This window comes from Sporosarcina sp. P33, assembly GCF_002077155.1.
Classification (GTDB): domain Bacteria; phylum Bacillota; class Bacilli; order Bacillales_A; family Planococcaceae; genus Sporosarcina.
Genome location: NZ_CP015027.1, coordinates 712,247 through 728,354 on the forward strand (window position 1 = coordinate 712,247; position 16,108 = coordinate 728,354).

Annotated in this window: 19 protein-coding genes and 1 riboswitch; of the genes, 5 read left to right on the top strand and 14 right to left on the bottom strand. The window is 45.9% G+C overall.

Annotated features, from left to right (window positions below; translation table 11 throughout):
- Positions 1 to 21: 21 nt before the first annotated feature.
- From SporoP33_RS03410 to SporoP33_RS03420, 3 genes are all read right to left on the bottom strand, one after another.
- Entirely contained in the window at positions 22 to 828 is an 807-nt protein-coding gene (locus tag SporoP33_RS03410; protein WP_231293290.1) for an MFS transporter, read from the bottom strand.
- A gap of 3 nt (positions 829 to 831) precedes the next feature.
- Positions 832 to 1,446: a TetR/AcrR family transcriptional regulator gene (locus SporoP33_RS03415; RefSeq protein ID WP_081242453.1), complete on the bottom strand. Its 615-nt coding sequence runs from the start codon at positions 1,444 to 1,446 to the stop codon at positions 832 to 834.
- A 239-nt stretch (positions 1,447 to 1,685) separates the two neighbouring features.
- Positions 1,686 to 1,919, bottom strand: coding sequence for a YkuS family protein (locus tag SporoP33_RS03420; RefSeq protein WP_081242454.1), 234 nt, complete (start codon positions 1,917 to 1,919; stop codon positions 1,686 to 1,688).
- Positions 1,920 to 2,119: 200 nt separating this feature from the next.
- On the opposite strand from SporoP33_RS03420, the gene SporoP33_RS03425 reads away from it, so the two are divergent.
- Positions 2,120 to 2,728 carry a hypothetical protein gene (locus SporoP33_RS03425; RefSeq protein ID WP_081242455.1) on the top strand — a complete coding sequence of 203 codons (609 nt, stop codon included), beginning with the start codon at positions 2,120 to 2,122 and terminating at the stop codon, positions 2,726 to 2,728.
- 6 nt (positions 2,729 to 2,734) lie between these two features.
- Complete coding sequence (locus tag SporoP33_RS03430) at positions 2,735 to 3,508, top strand: DUF3891 family protein (protein ID WP_081242456.1); 774 nt, start codon at positions 2,735 to 2,737, stop codon at positions 3,506 to 3,508.
- Between the two features lie 48 nt (positions 3,509 to 3,556).
- On the opposite strand, the gene metK is transcribed toward SporoP33_RS03430, so the two are convergent.
- Positions 3,557 to 4,768 carry a methionine adenosyltransferase gene (gene metK / locus SporoP33_RS03435; RefSeq protein WP_081242457.1) on the bottom strand — a complete coding sequence of 404 codons (1,212 nt, stop codon included), beginning with the start codon at positions 4,766 to 4,768 and terminating at the stop codon, positions 3,557 to 3,559.
- 175 nt (positions 4,769 to 4,943) lie between these two features.
- Positions 4,944 to 5,063: riboswitch (SAM riboswitch) on the bottom strand.
- Positions 5,064 to 5,240: 177 nt separating this feature from the next.
- Here metK and pckA point away from each other — a divergent pair.
- Complete coding sequence (pckA, locus tag SporoP33_RS03440; protein WP_081242458.1) at positions 5,241 to 6,833, top strand: phosphoenolpyruvate carboxykinase (ATP); 1,593 nt, start codon at positions 5,241 to 5,243, stop codon at positions 6,831 to 6,833.
- Between the two features lie 676 nt (positions 6,834 to 7,509).
- Here pckA and SporoP33_RS15895 read toward each other — a convergent pair.
- The 9 genes from SporoP33_RS15895 to SporoP33_RS03495 form a co-directional block, all read right to left on the bottom strand.
- Complete coding sequence (locus SporoP33_RS15895; RefSeq protein WP_155961296.1) at positions 7,510 to 7,731, bottom strand: hypothetical protein; 222 nt, start codon at positions 7,729 to 7,731, stop codon at positions 7,510 to 7,512.
- A 416-nt stretch (positions 7,732 to 8,147) separates the two neighbouring features.
- Positions 8,148 to 8,369: a hypothetical protein gene (locus SporoP33_RS15900; RefSeq protein ID WP_155961297.1), complete on the bottom strand. Its 222-nt coding sequence runs from the start codon at positions 8,367 to 8,369 to the stop codon at positions 8,148 to 8,150.
- A gap of 176 nt (positions 8,370 to 8,545) precedes the next feature.
- The gene (locus SporoP33_RS15905) at positions 8,546 to 8,782 is read right to left on the bottom strand and encodes a hypothetical protein (protein ID WP_155961298.1); all 237 of its coding nucleotides are present in this window, start codon (positions 8,780 to 8,782) and stop codon (positions 8,546 to 8,548) included.
- A 605-nt stretch (positions 8,783 to 9,387) separates the two neighbouring features.
- Entirely contained in the window at positions 9,388 to 10,185 is a 798-nt protein-coding gene (locus SporoP33_RS03470; RefSeq protein WP_081242464.1) for an alpha/beta hydrolase family protein, read from the bottom strand.
- Entirely contained in the window at positions 10,169 to 10,636 is a 468-nt protein-coding gene (locus tag SporoP33_RS03475) for an NUDIX hydrolase (RefSeq protein ID WP_081242465.1), read from the bottom strand. Before SporoP33_RS03475 ends, SporoP33_RS03470 begins: the two co-directional genes overlap by 17 nt.
- 48 nt (positions 10,637 to 10,684) lie before the next feature.
- Complete coding sequence (locus SporoP33_RS03480; protein ID WP_231293291.1) at positions 10,685 to 10,999, bottom strand: transposase; 315 nt, start codon at positions 10,997 to 10,999, stop codon at positions 10,685 to 10,687.
- Between the two features lie 101 nt (positions 11,000 to 11,100).
- A complete protein-coding gene (locus SporoP33_RS03485; RefSeq protein ID WP_081242467.1) occupies positions 11,101 to 12,423 on the bottom strand; it encodes an NAD-dependent malic enzyme in 1,323 nt (440 codons plus the stop codon).
- A gap of 109 nt (positions 12,424 to 12,532) precedes the next feature.
- Positions 12,533 to 12,712, bottom strand: a complete 180-nt coding sequence (locus SporoP33_RS03490; protein ID WP_081242468.1) for a putative motility protein — start codon at positions 12,710 to 12,712, stop codon at positions 12,533 to 12,535.
- A 65-nt stretch (positions 12,713 to 12,777) separates the two neighbouring features.
- Positions 12,778 to 13,227: a Dps family protein gene (locus SporoP33_RS03495; RefSeq protein WP_081242469.1), complete on the bottom strand. Its 450-nt coding sequence runs from the start codon at positions 13,225 to 13,227 to the stop codon at positions 12,778 to 12,780.
- Between the two features lie 94 nt (positions 13,228 to 13,321).
- Here SporoP33_RS03495 and yidD point away from each other — a divergent pair, with 94 nt between their 5' ends.
- Together yidD and SporoP33_RS03505 are read left to right on the top strand one after the other, a co-directional pair.
- Positions 13,322 to 13,555, top strand: coding sequence for a membrane protein insertion efficiency factor YidD (gene yidD, locus SporoP33_RS03500; protein WP_369821954.1), 234 nt, complete (start codon positions 13,322 to 13,324; stop codon positions 13,553 to 13,555).
- Positions 13,556 to 13,647: 92 nt separating this feature from the next.
- The gene (locus SporoP33_RS03505; protein WP_081242471.1) at positions 13,648 to 14,604 is read left to right on the top strand and encodes a metal ABC transporter solute-binding protein, Zn/Mn family; all 957 of its coding nucleotides are present in this window, start codon (positions 13,648 to 13,650) and stop codon (positions 14,602 to 14,604) included.
- Positions 14,605 to 14,630: 26 nt separating this feature from the next.
- On the opposite strand, the gene SporoP33_RS03510 is transcribed toward SporoP33_RS03505, so the two are convergent.
- Positions 14,631 to 16,067 (bottom strand): o-succinylbenzoate--CoA ligase, encoded by a 1,437-nt coding sequence (locus SporoP33_RS03510; RefSeq protein ID WP_196796841.1) that lies wholly within the window; start codon positions 16,065 to 16,067, stop codon positions 14,631 to 14,633.
- Between the last annotated feature and the right edge of the window lie 41 nt (positions 16,068 to 16,108).

Here is a 16,108-nt window from a genome sequence, read left to right on the forward strand (position 1 = left end):
TGAATGCCGCACCCATCACCGCTAAGTGACGGGGATAATATACGTTTTCAGCACATCCTGCAGCTGAATCAATGTCAGACTGGTAATCATCCCACCCACTGTCGTAAAGGAAATAACCATTCCCGCCAAACCGGAACCTCCGATTGCACTTTGTTCAAGATATAATGCCATATTCGTCGCTACAGAATAATAAACCAGCATGATCCCTCCCGAAGCGAGAGCGAATCCGAAAACCGCAAACGGCAATTTGCTTTTCGGTGCATTGCTGTCGCGCTGGACCGGCTTATCTTTCGGCAGAAATAAAAATACTAACATCATGATGACAATACCCATCAAATACACATTAAACGGCGCTTTCCAGCTGATGGTTGCCAAATACCCCGCAAGCATCATAGTTAAAATCCCGCCGAAGTTACTGAATGCTGAGTTATAACCCATCATCTTTACTTGCTCTCTGCCTTTAAAATAATCACTGATCAGCGTGATGGCCAGCGGCATGACTAAACCGACGCCCGCACCGAGAATGAAGCGGAATGCCAGCAGCATCCCGATGGTATTCGTAAATTGAGCACCGACCCCTGCTAATACATAAATAGTCAAACCAATCAGCACTATCGTCCGTTTGGATATCCTGGACGTTAAGTAACTGGAAATGAAAGTGAAAGGGATAATAATTAATGAAGGTGCAGTCAAAATCAGTTTAATTATCGTAGGGCTTGCATCCGGAAAATTTGCTGCAATTAGCCCAAGTGCAGGCGAAATGGCCGCCCCCGCCATAACTGTAGCCATTGAAATAGAAATAATAGTTGGTTTTAGCATACGTCTCATTGTTCAGCCCCCCTGTTCAGGAGAGCGCATCAATTGGCGCAGCACTTTGCTTGCTGATACATCAATGGGGACCAGTTTACGGGCATTCGATAACAGCAGACCATGTACTAGTGATACATGGTACACCGCCAATTCTTCCGGATCGCCGTCGATAAACTCTCCTGCAATTTGTCCTTTTTCAATAATCACCGCAATACGATCCATAATCGTACGATATTTGTTGACAATCCCCAGTTTTACTTCTTGCGGCAAATGGTCGGAATACAGCGCCTGCATTATCAAAATATGACGATGCACACCATCTCTCAGTGAGCCTGAGTGAGTAACTTCGGTGAGACGTTCCAGTTGTTTCAGCGGACTTTTGTGCTTTTGTTCCGCATCATCAATTGTATCGAGAACAATGTCTACTAACTCATGAATCAATTGAACGTACAGATCTTCTTTTGATTTGAAGTAGTGGTAAAACAGCCCATGACTCAGTTTGGCTTTGTCGGTAATTTCGCTGATTTTGGTGGCAGCATACCCTTTCATGCCGAACAGTTCGATGGCCGCATCTTTCAATTGCTGCTGCCGTGTGTCGCGTATTTCTTTTAATCTTTCAATGGAACCATGTGACAAAAATGAATTTCAACTCACTTTTTTTATTGATTGACTCATCAGTCAATGTCGACAAGTGTACTGTCAGTTGGCAGGTATTGTCAACCTTTTATAAATGATATGACCCAATAACTGATTTTCGGTCAGATATACTTGCCTGCCATAAGTGAGCAGTTCCGCTGTAATGAGCATTGAAAAAGCTGAAGAACGAATCTATCGGCAGATTGGTTCTTCAGCGTTCCGCATTATTTATTCAGTAATTAGCGGTGCAGTCTTTTTTCAACGTCTTCTACAATATCCTGCACGGAGTTTCCTTCAATACTTACTACCGGGAAGTCAAACTGGTCGATGTTGACATCACTTAATGCCCGCACCACGCCTATATCATAGCCGGTCAGATTTTCATCACTTTCAAACATTTTCACTTCATGGCCTTTTTCTTCCAAAGCCTGTTTTACATCATCAAAAGGATTTTCTACTGCAATTTTAGCCATAGTGTATTCCTCCTCATAGAATTTCTTTATTGCTTCGTGTTTTATACGTTCCCGCTCTTCACGTAATTAAACATGTGCACAGTTGTACAATTAGCTTCGGCAGACTTGCGCAGCGATTTGTTTTATGAAAAGGGGGTAGTTTACTATTACAGACCATAATTTATGCACGGCCTGAAAAACCTATAAGGAGCGGACAGTATATGTTCGGATTAAAAGATCTCATCGGCTTAATCATTTCTTGTTTTATCATTCTGCCTGTCGTTACGTTCATTCGCGAAACAGGTTATTTCATTATCAGCGGTCTGTTAGGCGCAAAGAACCCCAGACTTACCATTGGATCAGGCCCCAGGTTTTTTAAATTCAAATTTATCGATATACGCAGATATTATCACGTGTACAGCTGGTTCTCTTTTGATTTCATAAAAGCTAAAAGCAAATTCGCATACATTAGTATTTATGCCGGTCCGATTCTGATTAACGCCGCGGTGGCATTAGTGATTAACGCCCTGTTGGCAAATGACTTTTTTGAAGACTCCAAAACGTTCTGGAACCGTTTTATATTTTACGTTTTCTATTTTGTGCTGTTTGATGCCATTCCCATGAAGACCGTCAATGGCAAACCGAATAACGGCATGATTATTTATGAACTTCTGCGCTACGGGAAGCGAATAGATTATAATGAAGATCCAATTATTCCCGGTACTACAGAAGCAGAAGAAGAATATCAAAAAGAAGTGGAAAAGATGAAAGAAATTAAATGGAAAGAAGTCGAGGAAGAAGAAACCTTTTATACAGATAAGAAAGGATGAAGGTTCATGATAGTAAGAGAACATGATAAGTCATTCAGTCTGGTTGCACAGCATCATCACGGACAGCTGGCGGGGTATTTGATGCAATTCTGGCGAGAAGATATGTTTCCGGATGATAAATGGCGAAATTCTGTGCTGACTGCGATTACGAACCATGACATCGGCTGGCATTCATTTGATGAACAGCCTTTTTGGAATGATGCAAAGGATGTTCCGTTCGGATTTACGGATTTCCCTCTCCTGCCGAAAATTCTGCTTTACCGCAGCGGTATTGACAGGGTGGAAAAAATTGATGCATATGCAGCTATGTTATGCAGTGTTCATTACGAACAGTTCATCGAAGGCAGCGGAGAAAAAGAAGCCAGAGAGTTTATACACGATGAACGCCTGCGCAGGGAGCGATTGTCCGAAAAGATAGAAGGATTTGATGCCGTTTTATTTGAAAAACATTTTGCATTGCTGCAGCTCGGCGATAATTTTTCTTTATACTGCTGCCTGAATGATCCGGGCGCCGATAAAATGAATGAACATCCGTTCTTTCAGCAGGGTATTCCATCGCCATTTATTTTCCCTTCACTGCCGAAGGAAAAGATCGGCATCCGCTATACTGATCCACATACAATTCGGATTGAAGAATTTCCGTTCCGTGAAACCTTTGACGTGAAAGTGAAACAAAAAACTGTTCTAAAAAAAGATATAGCGGATCAAGGTTTCCAATCTGCTTATGCTCATGCAATGTACGAAACGATTACATTGCGCATTGCAGCTGAAGACAAATAAAAAAATGCAGAAAGAGGAAATTGACTCCCCTTTCTGCATGAATCGATATTATTGTTCTACGCTGACTTGACCAGCCAGTTCTTTCAGTGCATCTACTTTATCAGTCTGCTCCCATGGCAATTCGATATCAGTGCGGCCAAAGTGGCCATATGCTGCTGTCTGCTTATAGATCGGACGACGAAGATCCAGCATTTTGATAATGCCTGCAGGACGGAGGTCGAACAGCTCACGGACGAACTCGACCAATTGTGTTTCAGACAGTTTACCTGTATCAAACGTATTGATGGAAATGGAAACCGGGCTTGCCACACCAATTGCATAAGCCAGCTGAACTTCACAGTGCTCTGCCAAGCCTGCTGCTACGATATTCTTTGCAACATAACGGGCTGCATAAGAAGCAGAACGGTCAACTTTTGTCGCGTCTTTACCAGAGAATGCACCGCCGCCGTGACGGGCATAACCGCCGTACGTATCCACGATAATCTTACGTCCAGTCAGACCGGAATCACCTTGAGGGCCGCCGACTACGAAGCTTCCTGTCGGGTTGATGAAGTATTTCGTCTGTTCATCGAGCAAGTTTTTAGGCACTACTGCATCGATGACTACTCTTTTTATATCCTTCTCGATTTGATCGAGCGTCGCTTCCGGGTGATGCTGAGTCGAAATAACAATGGTGTCGATGCGTACAGGATTATTATCTTTATCATACTCCACTGTCACCTGTGTTTTACCGTCAGGACGCAAATAAGGAATCAGTTCCTCTTTACGCGCTTCAGCCAATCGGCGTGCTAATTTATGTGAAAGACTGATTGGTAAAGGCATTAATTCCGGCGTTTCATTACAAGCATAACCGAACATCAGCCCCTGGTCACCCGCTCCGATTGCATCGAGCTCTTCATCTGACATCGAGCCTTCGCGTGCTTCCAGCGCCACATTGACACTTGCTGCAATTTCAGGTGATTGTTCATCAATGGATGTCAGCACAGCTGAAGTTTCATAATCAAAGCCGTATTTCGCACGCACATAGCCGATTTCCTTCACTGTATCACGAACGACTTTCGGGATATCTACATACGTTGATGTAGTGATTTCCCCCATTACTAATACGAGACCTGTAGTGATGCTCGTTTCACACGCTACACGTGCATTTGGATCTTCCAGCAAAATTGCATCCAGAATTGCATCTGAAATTTGGTCGCACATCTTGTCAGGATGGCCTTCTGTCACTGATTCTGATGTAAACAGTCGACGATTTGTCATGTATGTTTCCCCCTATTAAGCAACTTGATACGGTACTCTCATAAGTCCCTGGTAAAGTTCCACGCCTAGACGTCAAGCATATACCATAAGGATTCAGGGCCGGAAAATATAAAAAGCCCTTCACTCATATTCAATCCATGAGTAAAAGGCAAAATTTCACGCGCTGCACCTTTCACTCTTATCGTCCAAGGAATTAAACCTTGCTTCAGGTTTGGCACCTTCGCGCGAGACATACGTCTTTTGCAGGTTGCCGGGTTTCACAGGGCCTGTACCCTCCACCAACTCGGGATAAGAGTATCCGTTCATGTCACATCGTATTAAAAAGTTTGCATTTTGTCAAACTTTTTCCCCTGAATCACTTGAGTTTTCAATTAGTATAGATTATTATTCTTAATGTGTTATACTATTTACGAATTAGGATATTCTCATCTAAATAAAAATTAAACGACTACGCAAAGGACGGTATGTAAACATGATATCTGCAAAAATTGATGATAGTTTAAAAAGTCTTCTAAGTGGAAGCAACGTGACGATCCAAGCGTCTGTGGCAGAGTTGACAGAAAAAGCAGCAGCAAGAAATGAAGCACAGCTTTCAGCAGACGGTGCAGTCGCTGCGCGTACTGGTAAATATACAGGACGCTCTCCTAAGGACAAATTCATCGTAGAAGATGCAGTGTCTAAGGATAAAGTAGACTGGGGCAACGTTAACCGTCCGATTTCTGAAGAAGTCTTTGATTCATTATACACGAAAGTGATTGAACATTTAGGGAAAAAAGAAGAACTTTTCGTATTTAAAGGATTTGCGGGTGCAGATAAAGACTCCCAGCTGTCGATTCAAGTCATCAATGAACTGGCTTGGCAGAACTTGTTCGTTCACCAGCTGTTCATCCGTCCGACTGCCGAGGAATTGAAATCACACGAAGCACAATTCACTATTTTGGCTGCTCCTTCTTTTAAAGCAGATCCCAAAGTGGATGGAACAAATTCCGAGACATTTATCATTGTATCTCTTGAGAAGCGAATTGTCTTAATCGGCGGTACTGAATATGCGGGAGAAATGAAAAAGTCCATTTTCTCTGTTATGAACTTCTTGCTTCCTGAACAAGGAATTCTTTCTATGCACTGTTCAGCCAACGTTGGCGATGAAGGTGATGTAACATTGTTCTTCGGTCTTTCCGGAACAGGTAAAACTACACTTTCAGCAGACGCTAACCGCAAGCTGATCGGAGACGACGAGCACGGCTGGTCCGACAACGGCGTATTTAATATTGAAGGCGGCTGCTATGCGAAATGCATCAACCTCTCAGAAGAAAAAGAACCAGAAATCTTTGGCGCCATCCGTTTTGGTTCCGTATTGGAAAACGTAGTGCTGGATGAAGATACCCGCATTCCTGACTATGATGATAACGCGCTGACTGAAAACACACGTGCTGCATACCCTATCGAATATATCGATAATATTGTTACACCATCTGTTGCAGGTCACCCGAAAAACATCATCTTCTTGACTGCTGATGCTTCCGGCGTATTGCCTCCAATCTCGATTCTTACTAAGGAACAGGCTATGTACCACTTCCTGAGCGGCTTCACTTCCAAGCTTGCTGGAACTGAGCGTGGAATTACTACACCTGAACCAACATTCTCTACTTGCTTCGGCTCACCGTTCCTGCCGCTTCCTGCTGCGACATATGCAGAGATGCTTGGGAAGAAAATCGAAGAGCACGGAGCGAAAGTATTCCTGGTCAACACAGGCTGGACAGGCGGAATTTACGGTGTAGGCTCACGCATGAACTTAGGCTATACACGCACAATGGTGCGCGCTGCTATCGCCGGTAAATTGGATAATGTAGAAACGAAAAAGAACGAAATCTTCGGATTAAATATGCCTGTGGAAATCGAAGGCGTGCCAAACAATGTACTGCACCCTCGTTATGCATGGGAAGATCCAAATGAATACGATAAAGAAGCAAACCGCTTAGCCGATGCGTTCCGTGAGAACTTCAAGAAGTTCGACCACGTGTCAGAAGATATCGCAATCAAAGGCGGACCGCCAGTAAGAAACTAATACCATAATAAAAGAGGCTATCCATGAAGTCATCAGACCTTCATGCGATAGCCTCTTTTTGGCATGGATAACGGCTATGAACTCACTGCAGTGCTGGGGGCGAATGGCTGTGCAGCCTGCGTTCTGCTCCTTTGCATCATGAATGGATTACATAATCTGACGTCTTTGTGATAAGAGAAGCAAAACGGCATTGAACTCACTGCGGCGCTGGCGGATGGCTTCCGCAATGAGCCAGACAGGAAGTACGCCTGTCAGTCTCATCGCTACGCCTACCGCTTGTAAAGCGCCTTCGTTTAGTGAGCGGAAATCACTTTGGCTACTGATTTTTGAAATGTGACGAGCAAGTGCTGTGCAGATGGTTTTCTGCTTTTTGCATCGAAAATGGAATACACCAGTTGCCGTCATTGTTATAAGAGAAGCATAACGTCCTTGGACCCACTGCGGCGCTGACGGATGGCTACGCAATGAGCCAGACAGGAAGAACGCCTGGCTGTCTCATCGCTACGCCTACCGCTTGTAAGGCGCCTCCGTTCAGTTAGGGGGAAGCAGACGATGATACTTCTTTTGCCCAAGTATACGCCAGTCGGCAACCAGTCACTGCACTTCTTCTCTTTTAAAAGAGTACTTGAATTGCCTCCACTTAGCAGCGCAGGCACAACTGCGGGGTCGGCCGAAGTCATGAGACAACTGGCGTGTTCTTTGCCAGCTGGCTCATGACGTAAGGCAATCCCCCACGTGCCTGCGCGGGTCCTAAGAGTGGACTGTTGCTAACTACATCACCCGACAATGAGTCGAGCAACGACCCTAACACTAGAACCAGAACGGCATTGAACTCACTGCGGCGCTTGCGGATGGCTTCATCAATGAGCCAGACAGGAAGTACGCCTGTCAGTCTCATCGCTACGCCTACCGCTTGTAAGGCGCCTTCGTTTAGTGAGCGGAAATCACTTTGGCTACTGATTTTTGAAATGTGACGAGCAAGTGCTGTGCAGATGTTTTTCTGCTTTTTGCATCGAAAATGGAATACACCAGTTGCCGTCATTGTTATAAGAGAAGCATAACGTCCTTGGACCCACTGCGGCGCTGGCGGATGGCTACGCAATGAGCCAGACAGGAAGAACGCCTGGCTGTCTCATCACTTCGCCGACCGCTTGTAAGGCGCCTCCGTTCAGTTAGGGGGAAGCAGAACATGACACGTCATTTGCCAAAGCATACGCTAATCGTCTGCCAGTCACTGGTCTTCATCTTCATTAAAAAAGCAACCTGGATTGCCCCCTCTAAGCAGCGCAGGCACAACTGCGGGGTCGGCCGAAGTCATGAGACAACTGGCGCGCTCTTCGCCAGCTGGCTCATGACGAAAGGCAATCCCCCACGTGCCTGCGCGGGTCCTAAGAGCAGACACTCGCTGACTTCAATCCCTGACAACCGATCGAGCAACGACCACAAAACTAGAGCCAGAACGGCATTGAACTCACTGCGGCGCTGGCGGATGGCTTCCGCAATGAGCCAGACAGGAAGTGCGCCTGGCTGTCTCATCGCTACGCCGACCGCTTGTAAGGCGCCTCCGTTTAATAAGTGGAAAGCAGATCATGACACGTCATTTGCCAAAGCATACGCTAGTCGTCTGCCAGTCACTGAACTTCTACTCTTTAAAAGGGTACTTGGATTGCTCCCACTCAGCAGCGCAGGCACAACTGCGGGGTCGGCCGAAGTCATGAGACAACTGGCGCGCTCTTCGCCAGCTGGCTCATGACGAAAGGCAATCCCCCACGTGCCTGCGCGGGTCCTAAGAGCAGACACTCGCTGACTTCAATCCCTGACAACCGATCGAGCAACGACCACAAAACCAGAGACAGAACGGCATTGAACTCACTGCGGCGCTGGCGGATGGCTTCCGCGATGAGCCAGACAGGAAAAGCGCCTGTCTGGCTCATCGCTACGCCTACCACTTGTAAGGCGCCTCCGTTTAATAAGTGGAATGCAGATCATGACACTTCATTTGCCAAAGCATACGCCAGTCGTCTGCCAGTCACTGAACTTCTACTCTTTAAAAGAGTACTTGGATTGCTCCCACTCAGCAGCGCAGGCACAACTGCGGGGTCGGCCGAAGTCATGAGACAACTGGCACGCTCTTCGCCAGCTGGCTCATGACGTAAGGCAATCCCCCACGTGCCGGCGCGGGTCCTAAGAGTGGACACTCACTAACTTCAACACCCCACAACTAGTCGAGCAACGATCCCAACACCAGAGCCAGAACAGCCTTGAACTCACTGGCCTGCTTCCCTTTTAAAAAAGTAACCTAGATTGCTCCTGCTCAGCAGCGCAGGCACAACTGCGGGGTCGGCCGAAGTCATGAGACAACTGGCGCGCTCTTCGCCAGCTGGCTCATGACGTAAGGCAATCCCCCACGTGCCTGCGCGGGTCCTAAAAGCGGACACTCGCTACCTTCAATGCCCAACAACCGATCGAGCGACGACCCAGACACCAAAGCCAGAACAGCATTGAACTCGCCAACTTCAACAACCAATCGGCCCCTGCCTGCTCCCATGCACACTTAAAAACCCTGCTGCCGCATCCAATTCACTGCATCCTTCACCAGCTGCCGGTTCATCTCTGGAGGGATATAATGAGTAAAGCCCTCCAAATACCACGTTTCATATTCCTTATCTGCCTCACGCAACGCATCTTCCAGCATTACCGCCTGCTCAAACGACACATTCGTATCCAATGTTCCATGAATAATCAATATTGGAATATCAATATCCTGCACCCGGAACAATGCCGTACGTTCTCTATATGCGTCGGGATGATTATTCGGTGTGCCGCCGATCACGCGCTTCATCATGCGGCGCATATCTTTACGCTCCTTATACGTAAACACGACGTCTGAGACGCCTGCCCACGTCACCATGGACGTCAAATCTTCTCGCAAAATAGCCGTCCATAACGCCATGATGCCGCCTCTCGAAAAGGAAAACAAATGGATTCTGTCCGAATTGACAGCCTGTTGCTGCTTAAGTACCTCTACTCCCGTAATCGCATCATTACGGTCCTCTCCTGCAAACTCATCTTTCCCTTCCCCGCCGCGGTTCCCCCGATAATAAGGTGCAAATACCACAAGCCCATGAGAAGCGAATTGTGCAATCCGCGCCGGGCGCACCATTCCCACATGCTGAATACCGCCACGTAAATACAGCAGCCCGTCATACAAACCTTCTGCCTTAGGTGATGCCAGCATCCCTTTTACCAGCAAACCATCTGAGTAATACGTAACTTCCTCTAATGTTACGTGGGGATTCGGTGAAGGATATTCTTTACGGCGAATGATCTGGCCGTCAGTCTGTTCGACCATGTGCTTCCACCCACTTCCTAAGCTCCGCCATGCCGCGGTCTTTCATATGGAAGCTGAGATTTGTGCAGGCATCGAGTTCGGCGTCTGTCATCCAGACGGCCCCTTCCGTCTCCAGCAATGTAAATTCATTTTCCACATGTGTAATATCGCCGGAGAATACTGCCTTACAGAATGGAGGATCAGTAAAAACGACGTATTCGGCAAAGGAATGGACGTTTTTAATAGTTACTCCCGTTTCTTCCAATGTCTCCCGAATAGCCGCTTGTTCGATTGTCTCTCCAGGCTCAGCTTTTCCGCCCGGGAATTCGATTCCCCGTACGCGATGTTTTGTCAGCAGCCAGCGGCCGTCGTGCTTAATGACGACCAGCACGTGCCGCGATTCAATATGATGTTGATTCGGGCCGAAAGTCAATTCAACGCCAGCCCCTTGCAAATCTTCAAATTTCAGCAATTTACGTCACGTCCTTTTCTTCAGTGTAGCGGAAAAGGACGTCGTGAATCAACGAAAGAGCGGTAACTGCTCTATAAAGCGTTTTGATTCATTGTCTGTATATTCATGGATTAATGCAAAGACCTTTTTCATGCGAAGATCGATATCATCATTGTCCCTGTCGTAGTGATACGGCACATAGGGCAAATGCGAGCGCAGAAAGTTTCTGAATTCGAGCCGGTCAATCTGTTCAAATAACTTTTCGAAAATCGGGTATGCTTCTTTCGTAACTTCTACTTTATATTCCCACGTAGAAGAATGCGGATCAAGAAGTACTTGTTTATGGTTCAGCGATATATACATCGTGTATTTTTCTTCGTTCATAATCATCCTACTTTCTTTTTTAACGTAGCATGGCTTGTTTTGTACATATTATTCTGCATTAAAAAAACCTATTAACTGTTACGTTAATAGGTTCCGTATTATTACATGCCACGTTCTTCATACACGACTTTTTCCACTGCCAGCGCCACATTAATATGCACGTTGGGATCGAGCGGATGCGGCACGAGATCATCGCGCTTTGTACTTTCCACAATTGCCTCAGCCGCTGCAATCAGCATCGGGTATGTGATCTCTTTTGCGTTCGCATTTAACGCGCCGCGGAAAATTCCCGGGAAACCAAGGACGTTATTGACCAGACGGCCGTCTGCCGCATAGGCTGCACCTGCTTCAAGTGCCGCATCCGGCGCAATTTCAGCATTTGGATTCGACAAAGCTAAAATGATCTGTCCTTTGCGCACCATCTCCGGTTTAATCAGATTAGCAACTCCTGTTGTCGCGATGACTAAATCACAAGTTGCCATGATTTCCTCCATTGAGTCAACCACAGTTCCTCCGCACTCGGCCAGCATGTCCGCTGCTCGCGGGTTTGGATCGGAGCCTTTCATTTCTGCGACGCCGTACGCCATAAACATCCGGCTGATTGCCAGACCTGCTGCGCCTAAACCAATCTGACCGACTGAGGAGTTTTCCAAATCTACACCGACATGTTTACAAGCCGTGAGTGCCGCCGCAAGTGCGACAACCGCAGTGCCGTGCTGATCATCATGCATAACAGGAATCGGCAGTTCCTTTTTTAAGCGCTGTTCAATCTCGAAACAATGCGGGGAGCCGATGTCTTCCAACAAAATCGCACCAAATCCTTGATGGATGTGCTTTATTGTCTCTACCACTTCATCAGGATCACTCGTATTCAGCAGGATTGGAATCCCGCTGATGCCGACGAATTGGTCAAACAATACAGCTTTTCCTTCCATGACCGGCATGCCTGCAACCGGACCAATATTACCAAGCCCTAAAATTGCCGTTCCGTCCGTAACGATGGCGACTGTATTCGATATGCCTGTAAAATAATTTGCCTGTTCCGGATCTTCCTCGATTGTTTTGCAGACACTCGCAACACCCGGTGTATAGACTCTGCGCAAATCTGCCAGTGAACGAATCTCATGTGCTGCCTTCATATGAATTTTTCCGCCTTCATGCACCTGAAGCACATCATCCGTCACGGCATGCACTTTAATCCCATGCTTCAAGTTTTCGATCGCTTCCACGATTTCTGCTAAATGCTCTTTATCATTACATTGAAGCGCAATTTCCCGGATTGTGGAAACAGTTCCCACTTTGATTGTCTGTATATCTCCGATGTCACCGTTAAGCTGTCCGATTGCCATCGTGACTTTACCTAAATTTCCCGGTTTGGAAGGTGTTTCGATAATTATATTACGCAAAAATTGACCTTGAGCCATAGTCAGCCCACCTCCTGCTTAGTTTCATATATGTATTCTACCAGTGTTTCTGATTACTTCCATCAAAAAACACACATCTCAAATCATACATGAGATGTGTGTTTGCCAATCAAGCCCTGATATCAATGGACACACCTTTGGTAGGATGTGCCGCAGGCTGACTTTCAAGGCCATTCAGCATTTCTGACACAGCAGAAGCATCCATTGAAAGAGCTTTATTCATAATACTCATTTGAACGGTTGACTGCAGACTTCTCAACTGACTGGACATAATTGAACTAATATCCATTTCGTTCAACCCCTTTCTCATGTTCACTTCTTAGTATCGGTCAATTTCTTGCTGAATGAAGAATATTACTCGTTTGTTTCACCCAGGAATGCATTCAGCATCCACTGATGCTTCTCTACACTCTGATAAATAGCGTTCAGCATATCTTCTGTCCTGTCATCCGAATCTTTCGATGCAAATTCCATTGCTTTTTTCAGCGACTTCATCGTTTTATCGAAATCGTCTACTAATGTTTGGACCATATCATTCGCCTTTTCCGTCCCTTTTGCTTCATCGACAACGGACTCATTCAAATGCTGGGCTAATGTCGCAGTCGGTTCGCCGCCTAATGTCAGCACACGTTCTGCAATTTCATCCATATGCACAGTTGCTTCATTGTATAGTTCTTCAAATTTCGCATGCAGTGTGAAGAATTGATTTCCTTTTACATACCAGTGATAGTTATGAAGTTTCGCATACAGCACTGACCACGTGGATACTTGCTTGTTTAACTCCTGAATTAATTCTTTAGACATAAAAAAACACTCCTCTGATTGTTTTAAGCTTCTCTCTGTTAATTTACCACGTTAGCCGGTAAACTAAACCTACTTATATCGGAAGGTGATCTCTTTGTTGAAAAAAGTCTTAGTAGCACTGATCCGTTTCTATCAAAAGTTTATTTCGCCATTATCTGCCCCTTCTTGCCGTTTTTATCCGACTTGCTCCCACTACGGTGTCGAGGCTATCGAAACGCATGGTGCGCTTAAGGGCACTTGGCTTGCGGTAAAAAGGATTTTAAAATGTCATCCTCTTCACAAAGGCGGATTTGATCCGGTGCCTCCCAAAAAGTCTCATAAGAAATAATGATAATTAGGTTGCAATCATAAATCATATCTTGTATGATGAGAAAACAATCTAAATAGTAATCATTCCGATTACGTCACGGAGGCTTTATAATGAAAATACGTTTTCTGCTGCTGGCGGCTTTATTGCTCGTTTTAAGCGGATGCACCCAGAACAAAACCAATGAACAAGATACGAAGACGTCCGACAAGTTACTGGTTTATACAACTGTCTATCCATTGCAATACTTCACTGAACGCATCGGCGGGGAATTTGTGGATGTGAAATCCATCTATCCGCCGGGAACAGACGAGCATGTGTTTGAGCCTACACAAAAAGATATGATGTCACTTGCAAAAGGTGATTTATTCTTTTATATCGGATTAGGTTTAGAAGGCTTTGTACAAAAGACAGAAAAAACCTTGCAGAATGAAGATATCCAGTTCGTTCCGATCGCAGATTCTATTGATCCTGAAGAACTCGAAGAAGGACATTCACATGAAGATGAATCTGAAGAAGAACATGAGGGACATCAGCATGAAGATACAGTTGACCCTCACGTTTGGATTTCTCCTTACCTCAGCACGAAGCTTGCAGAAAAAATTACGCAGGAGCTTTCAGATGAACTTCCCGAGCATGCTGATTTTTTCAAACAGAACTTTGATGCGCTTTATGATGAACTGGAAGAGCTGGACCGAAAATATAAAACGATGGCGGATGCCGCACCAAACAAAACATTCTTTGTTTCTCACCAGGCATTCGGCTACTTGGCAGACGCCTACGGTTTACAGCAGCTGGCAGTTTCAGGTCTGGACACACAAAATGAACCATCGCAAAAACAGCTCGCGGCGCTAGTAAAAGAAGCAAAAGAAAAAGACATTCAGTATATCTTATTTGAACAGAACGTCAGCTCAAAATTAGCTGAAGTCATCAAAAAAGAACTGAATGCCGAAGCATTGACGCTGCATAATTTGAGTGTGCTCACAGAAGAGGACATCCAAAATGAAGAAACATACTTTACACTTATGGAATATAATTTGGATGTATTGAAAAAAGCGTTAACTAATTAACAGTGGAGTTCGCCTCCACTGTTTTTTTACAGCCATTTTTTCAATTCAAAACGCATCAGCTTGTTGGACGCATTGCGCGGCAGCTGCTCGACAAAGTGAAATTCTTTCGGCAGTTTATAACGAGCCAGACGCAGCTCACAGAACTTCAGCAGTTCTTCTTCATTCGCTGAACCGACAATGAACGCAACAGGCACTTGTCCCCACGCCGGATCTTCTTTGCCGCATACTCCTGCCTCACTGACGGACGGGTGTGCGAGCAGAATATTTTCCACTTCGGCAGGATAAATATTTTCTCCTCCTGAAATGATCAAATCTGCCCGTCTGTCCACGATGAACAAATACCCTTCTTCATCCAGATAGCCCATATCGCCTGTCGCAAGCCAGCCGTCTTCAGTCAAAGCCTTCCTCGCCTGTTGACTGCCAATGTATCCAGGCGTAACATGAGGCCCTTTAATCAGCACTTCCCCAACTTCTCCTGGATGATCGGTATCTTTAATTGCAATTTGATTAAAGAACAGCGGTTTGCCGGCAGAACCGAGTTTACGGGCCGCATCCGCTTTCCCGAGTGCAGTTGTCTGAGAAGACGTTTCAGTCATGCCGTACGTCTGGAGAATTGGCAAGCCGCAGTCAGCCGCACGCTCTAGATAATCGAGCGGCACCGGCCCGCCACCGACCAGCATCGTCCGGAATACAGGATGTGCTTTACACTCTTGCTTTTCCATCACACGAACAATCTGATCCAATGTCAGCGCAACAACTGACATGGCGGTTACATGTCCCGCGATAATTTGTGCCGCAGCTTCTTCTGCATCAAACTTTTCAAACAGCCGCATTTCCATCCCGTAAATCACTGAACGAATAATGATCGACAGACCGCTAATATGAAACAGAGGCATCATGCACAGCCAGGAATCCCGGTCAGTCAGCCCTAGATTGAGTGCAGAAGCCAATGCACTGGCCGTATGATTTCCCGCAGTCTGTCGCACTCCTTTTGGAACACCTGTTGTGCCTGACGTGTACATAATGGATAGCGTCTGATCTTCCATCCATAATTCCTTCACAGCGAATTCGGCCGTATTTGACTGACGAACTGTTGAATAAAGCAGGCATGGCACACGAAGTAATTCAGGCGCAGAATGAATGCGATCGTCAATCAGCACCATCTTCGCTTCCGAATCGTTTACTTGCCAGCGCAGCTCCTCTTCCGTCAACCGGTTGTTCAGACAGACGACTTCCGCACTCAACAGCCAGCACGCATGGATAAACAGTACCGTTTGTTCATTGGACTGACTGAGAAGTGCCACCCGGCTTTCAGGCTCGACACCCAGATGATGCAGCTGCTGTGCAATTTCCAATGCTTGATCATACAGCTCCCGGTACGACCAGTGTACTTCACCGGTAACCAATGCAGATGCATCCGGTGTCAATTTTGCCCGTTGCAGGAGCCAATTTGGAATCATCATGATGTACCCTCCAATAAAAAATGACGTAATGAAAAAGCTGC

Excerpts from the sequence above, each read along its gene's own strand:
- SporoP33_RS15900 (WP_155961297.1), bottom strand. The coding sequence starts at position 8,369 with ATGAGACAGCCAGGCGCACTTCCTGTCTGGCTCATTGCGGAAGCCATC.
- SporoP33_RS03485 (WP_081242467.1), bottom strand. The coding sequence starts at position 12,423 with ATGGCTCAAGGTCAATTTTTGCGTAATATAATTATCGAAACACCTTCC.
- SporoP33_RS03505 (WP_081242471.1), top strand. The coding sequence starts at position 13,648 with ATGAAAATACGTTTTCTGCTGCTGGCGGCTTTATTGCTCGTTTTAAGC.
- SporoP33_RS03420 (WP_081242454.1), bottom strand. The coding sequence starts at position 1,919 with ATGGCTAAAATTGCAGTAGAAAATCCTTTTGATGATGTAAAACAGGCT.
- SporoP33_RS03430 (WP_081242456.1), top strand. The coding sequence starts at position 2,735 with ATGATAGTAAGAGAACATGATAAGTCATTCAGTCTGGTTGCACAGCAT.
- SporoP33_RS03495 (WP_081242469.1), bottom strand. The coding sequence starts at position 13,227 with ATGTCTAAAGAATTAATTCAGGAGTTAAACAAGCAAGTATCCACGTGG.
- metK (WP_081242457.1), bottom strand. The coding sequence starts at position 4,768 with ATGACAAATCGTCGACTGTTTACATCAGAATCAGTGACAGAAGGCCAT.
- SporoP33_RS03510 (WP_196796841.1), bottom strand. The coding sequence starts at position 16,067 with ATGATGATTCCAAATTGGCTCCTGCAACGGGCAAAATTGACACCGGAT.
- SporoP33_RS03470 (WP_081242464.1), bottom strand. The coding sequence starts at position 10,185 with ATGGTCGAACAGACTGACGGCCAGATCATTCGCCGTAAAGAATATCCT.
- SporoP33_RS15895 (WP_155961296.1), bottom strand. The coding sequence starts at position 7,731 with ATGAGACTGACAGGCGTACTTCCTGTCTGGCTCATTGATGAAGCCATC.
- pckA (WP_081242458.1), top strand. The coding sequence starts at position 5,241 with ATGATATCTGCAAAAATTGATGATAGTTTAAAAAGTCTTCTAAGTGGA.
- SporoP33_RS03425 (WP_081242455.1), top strand. The coding sequence starts at position 2,120 with ATGTTCGGATTAAAAGATCTCATCGGCTTAATCATTTCTTGTTTTATC.
- SporoP33_RS03410 (WP_231293290.1), bottom strand. The coding sequence starts at position 828 with ATGAGACGTATGCTAAAACCAACTATTATTTCTATTTCAATGGCTACA.
- SporoP33_RS03480 (WP_231293291.1), bottom strand. The coding sequence starts at position 10,999 with ATGAACGAAGAAAAATACACGATGTATATATCGCTGAACCATAAACAA.
- SporoP33_RS03490 (WP_081242468.1), bottom strand. The coding sequence starts at position 12,712 with ATGGATATTAGTTCAATTATGTCCAGTCAGTTGAGAAGTCTGCAGTCA.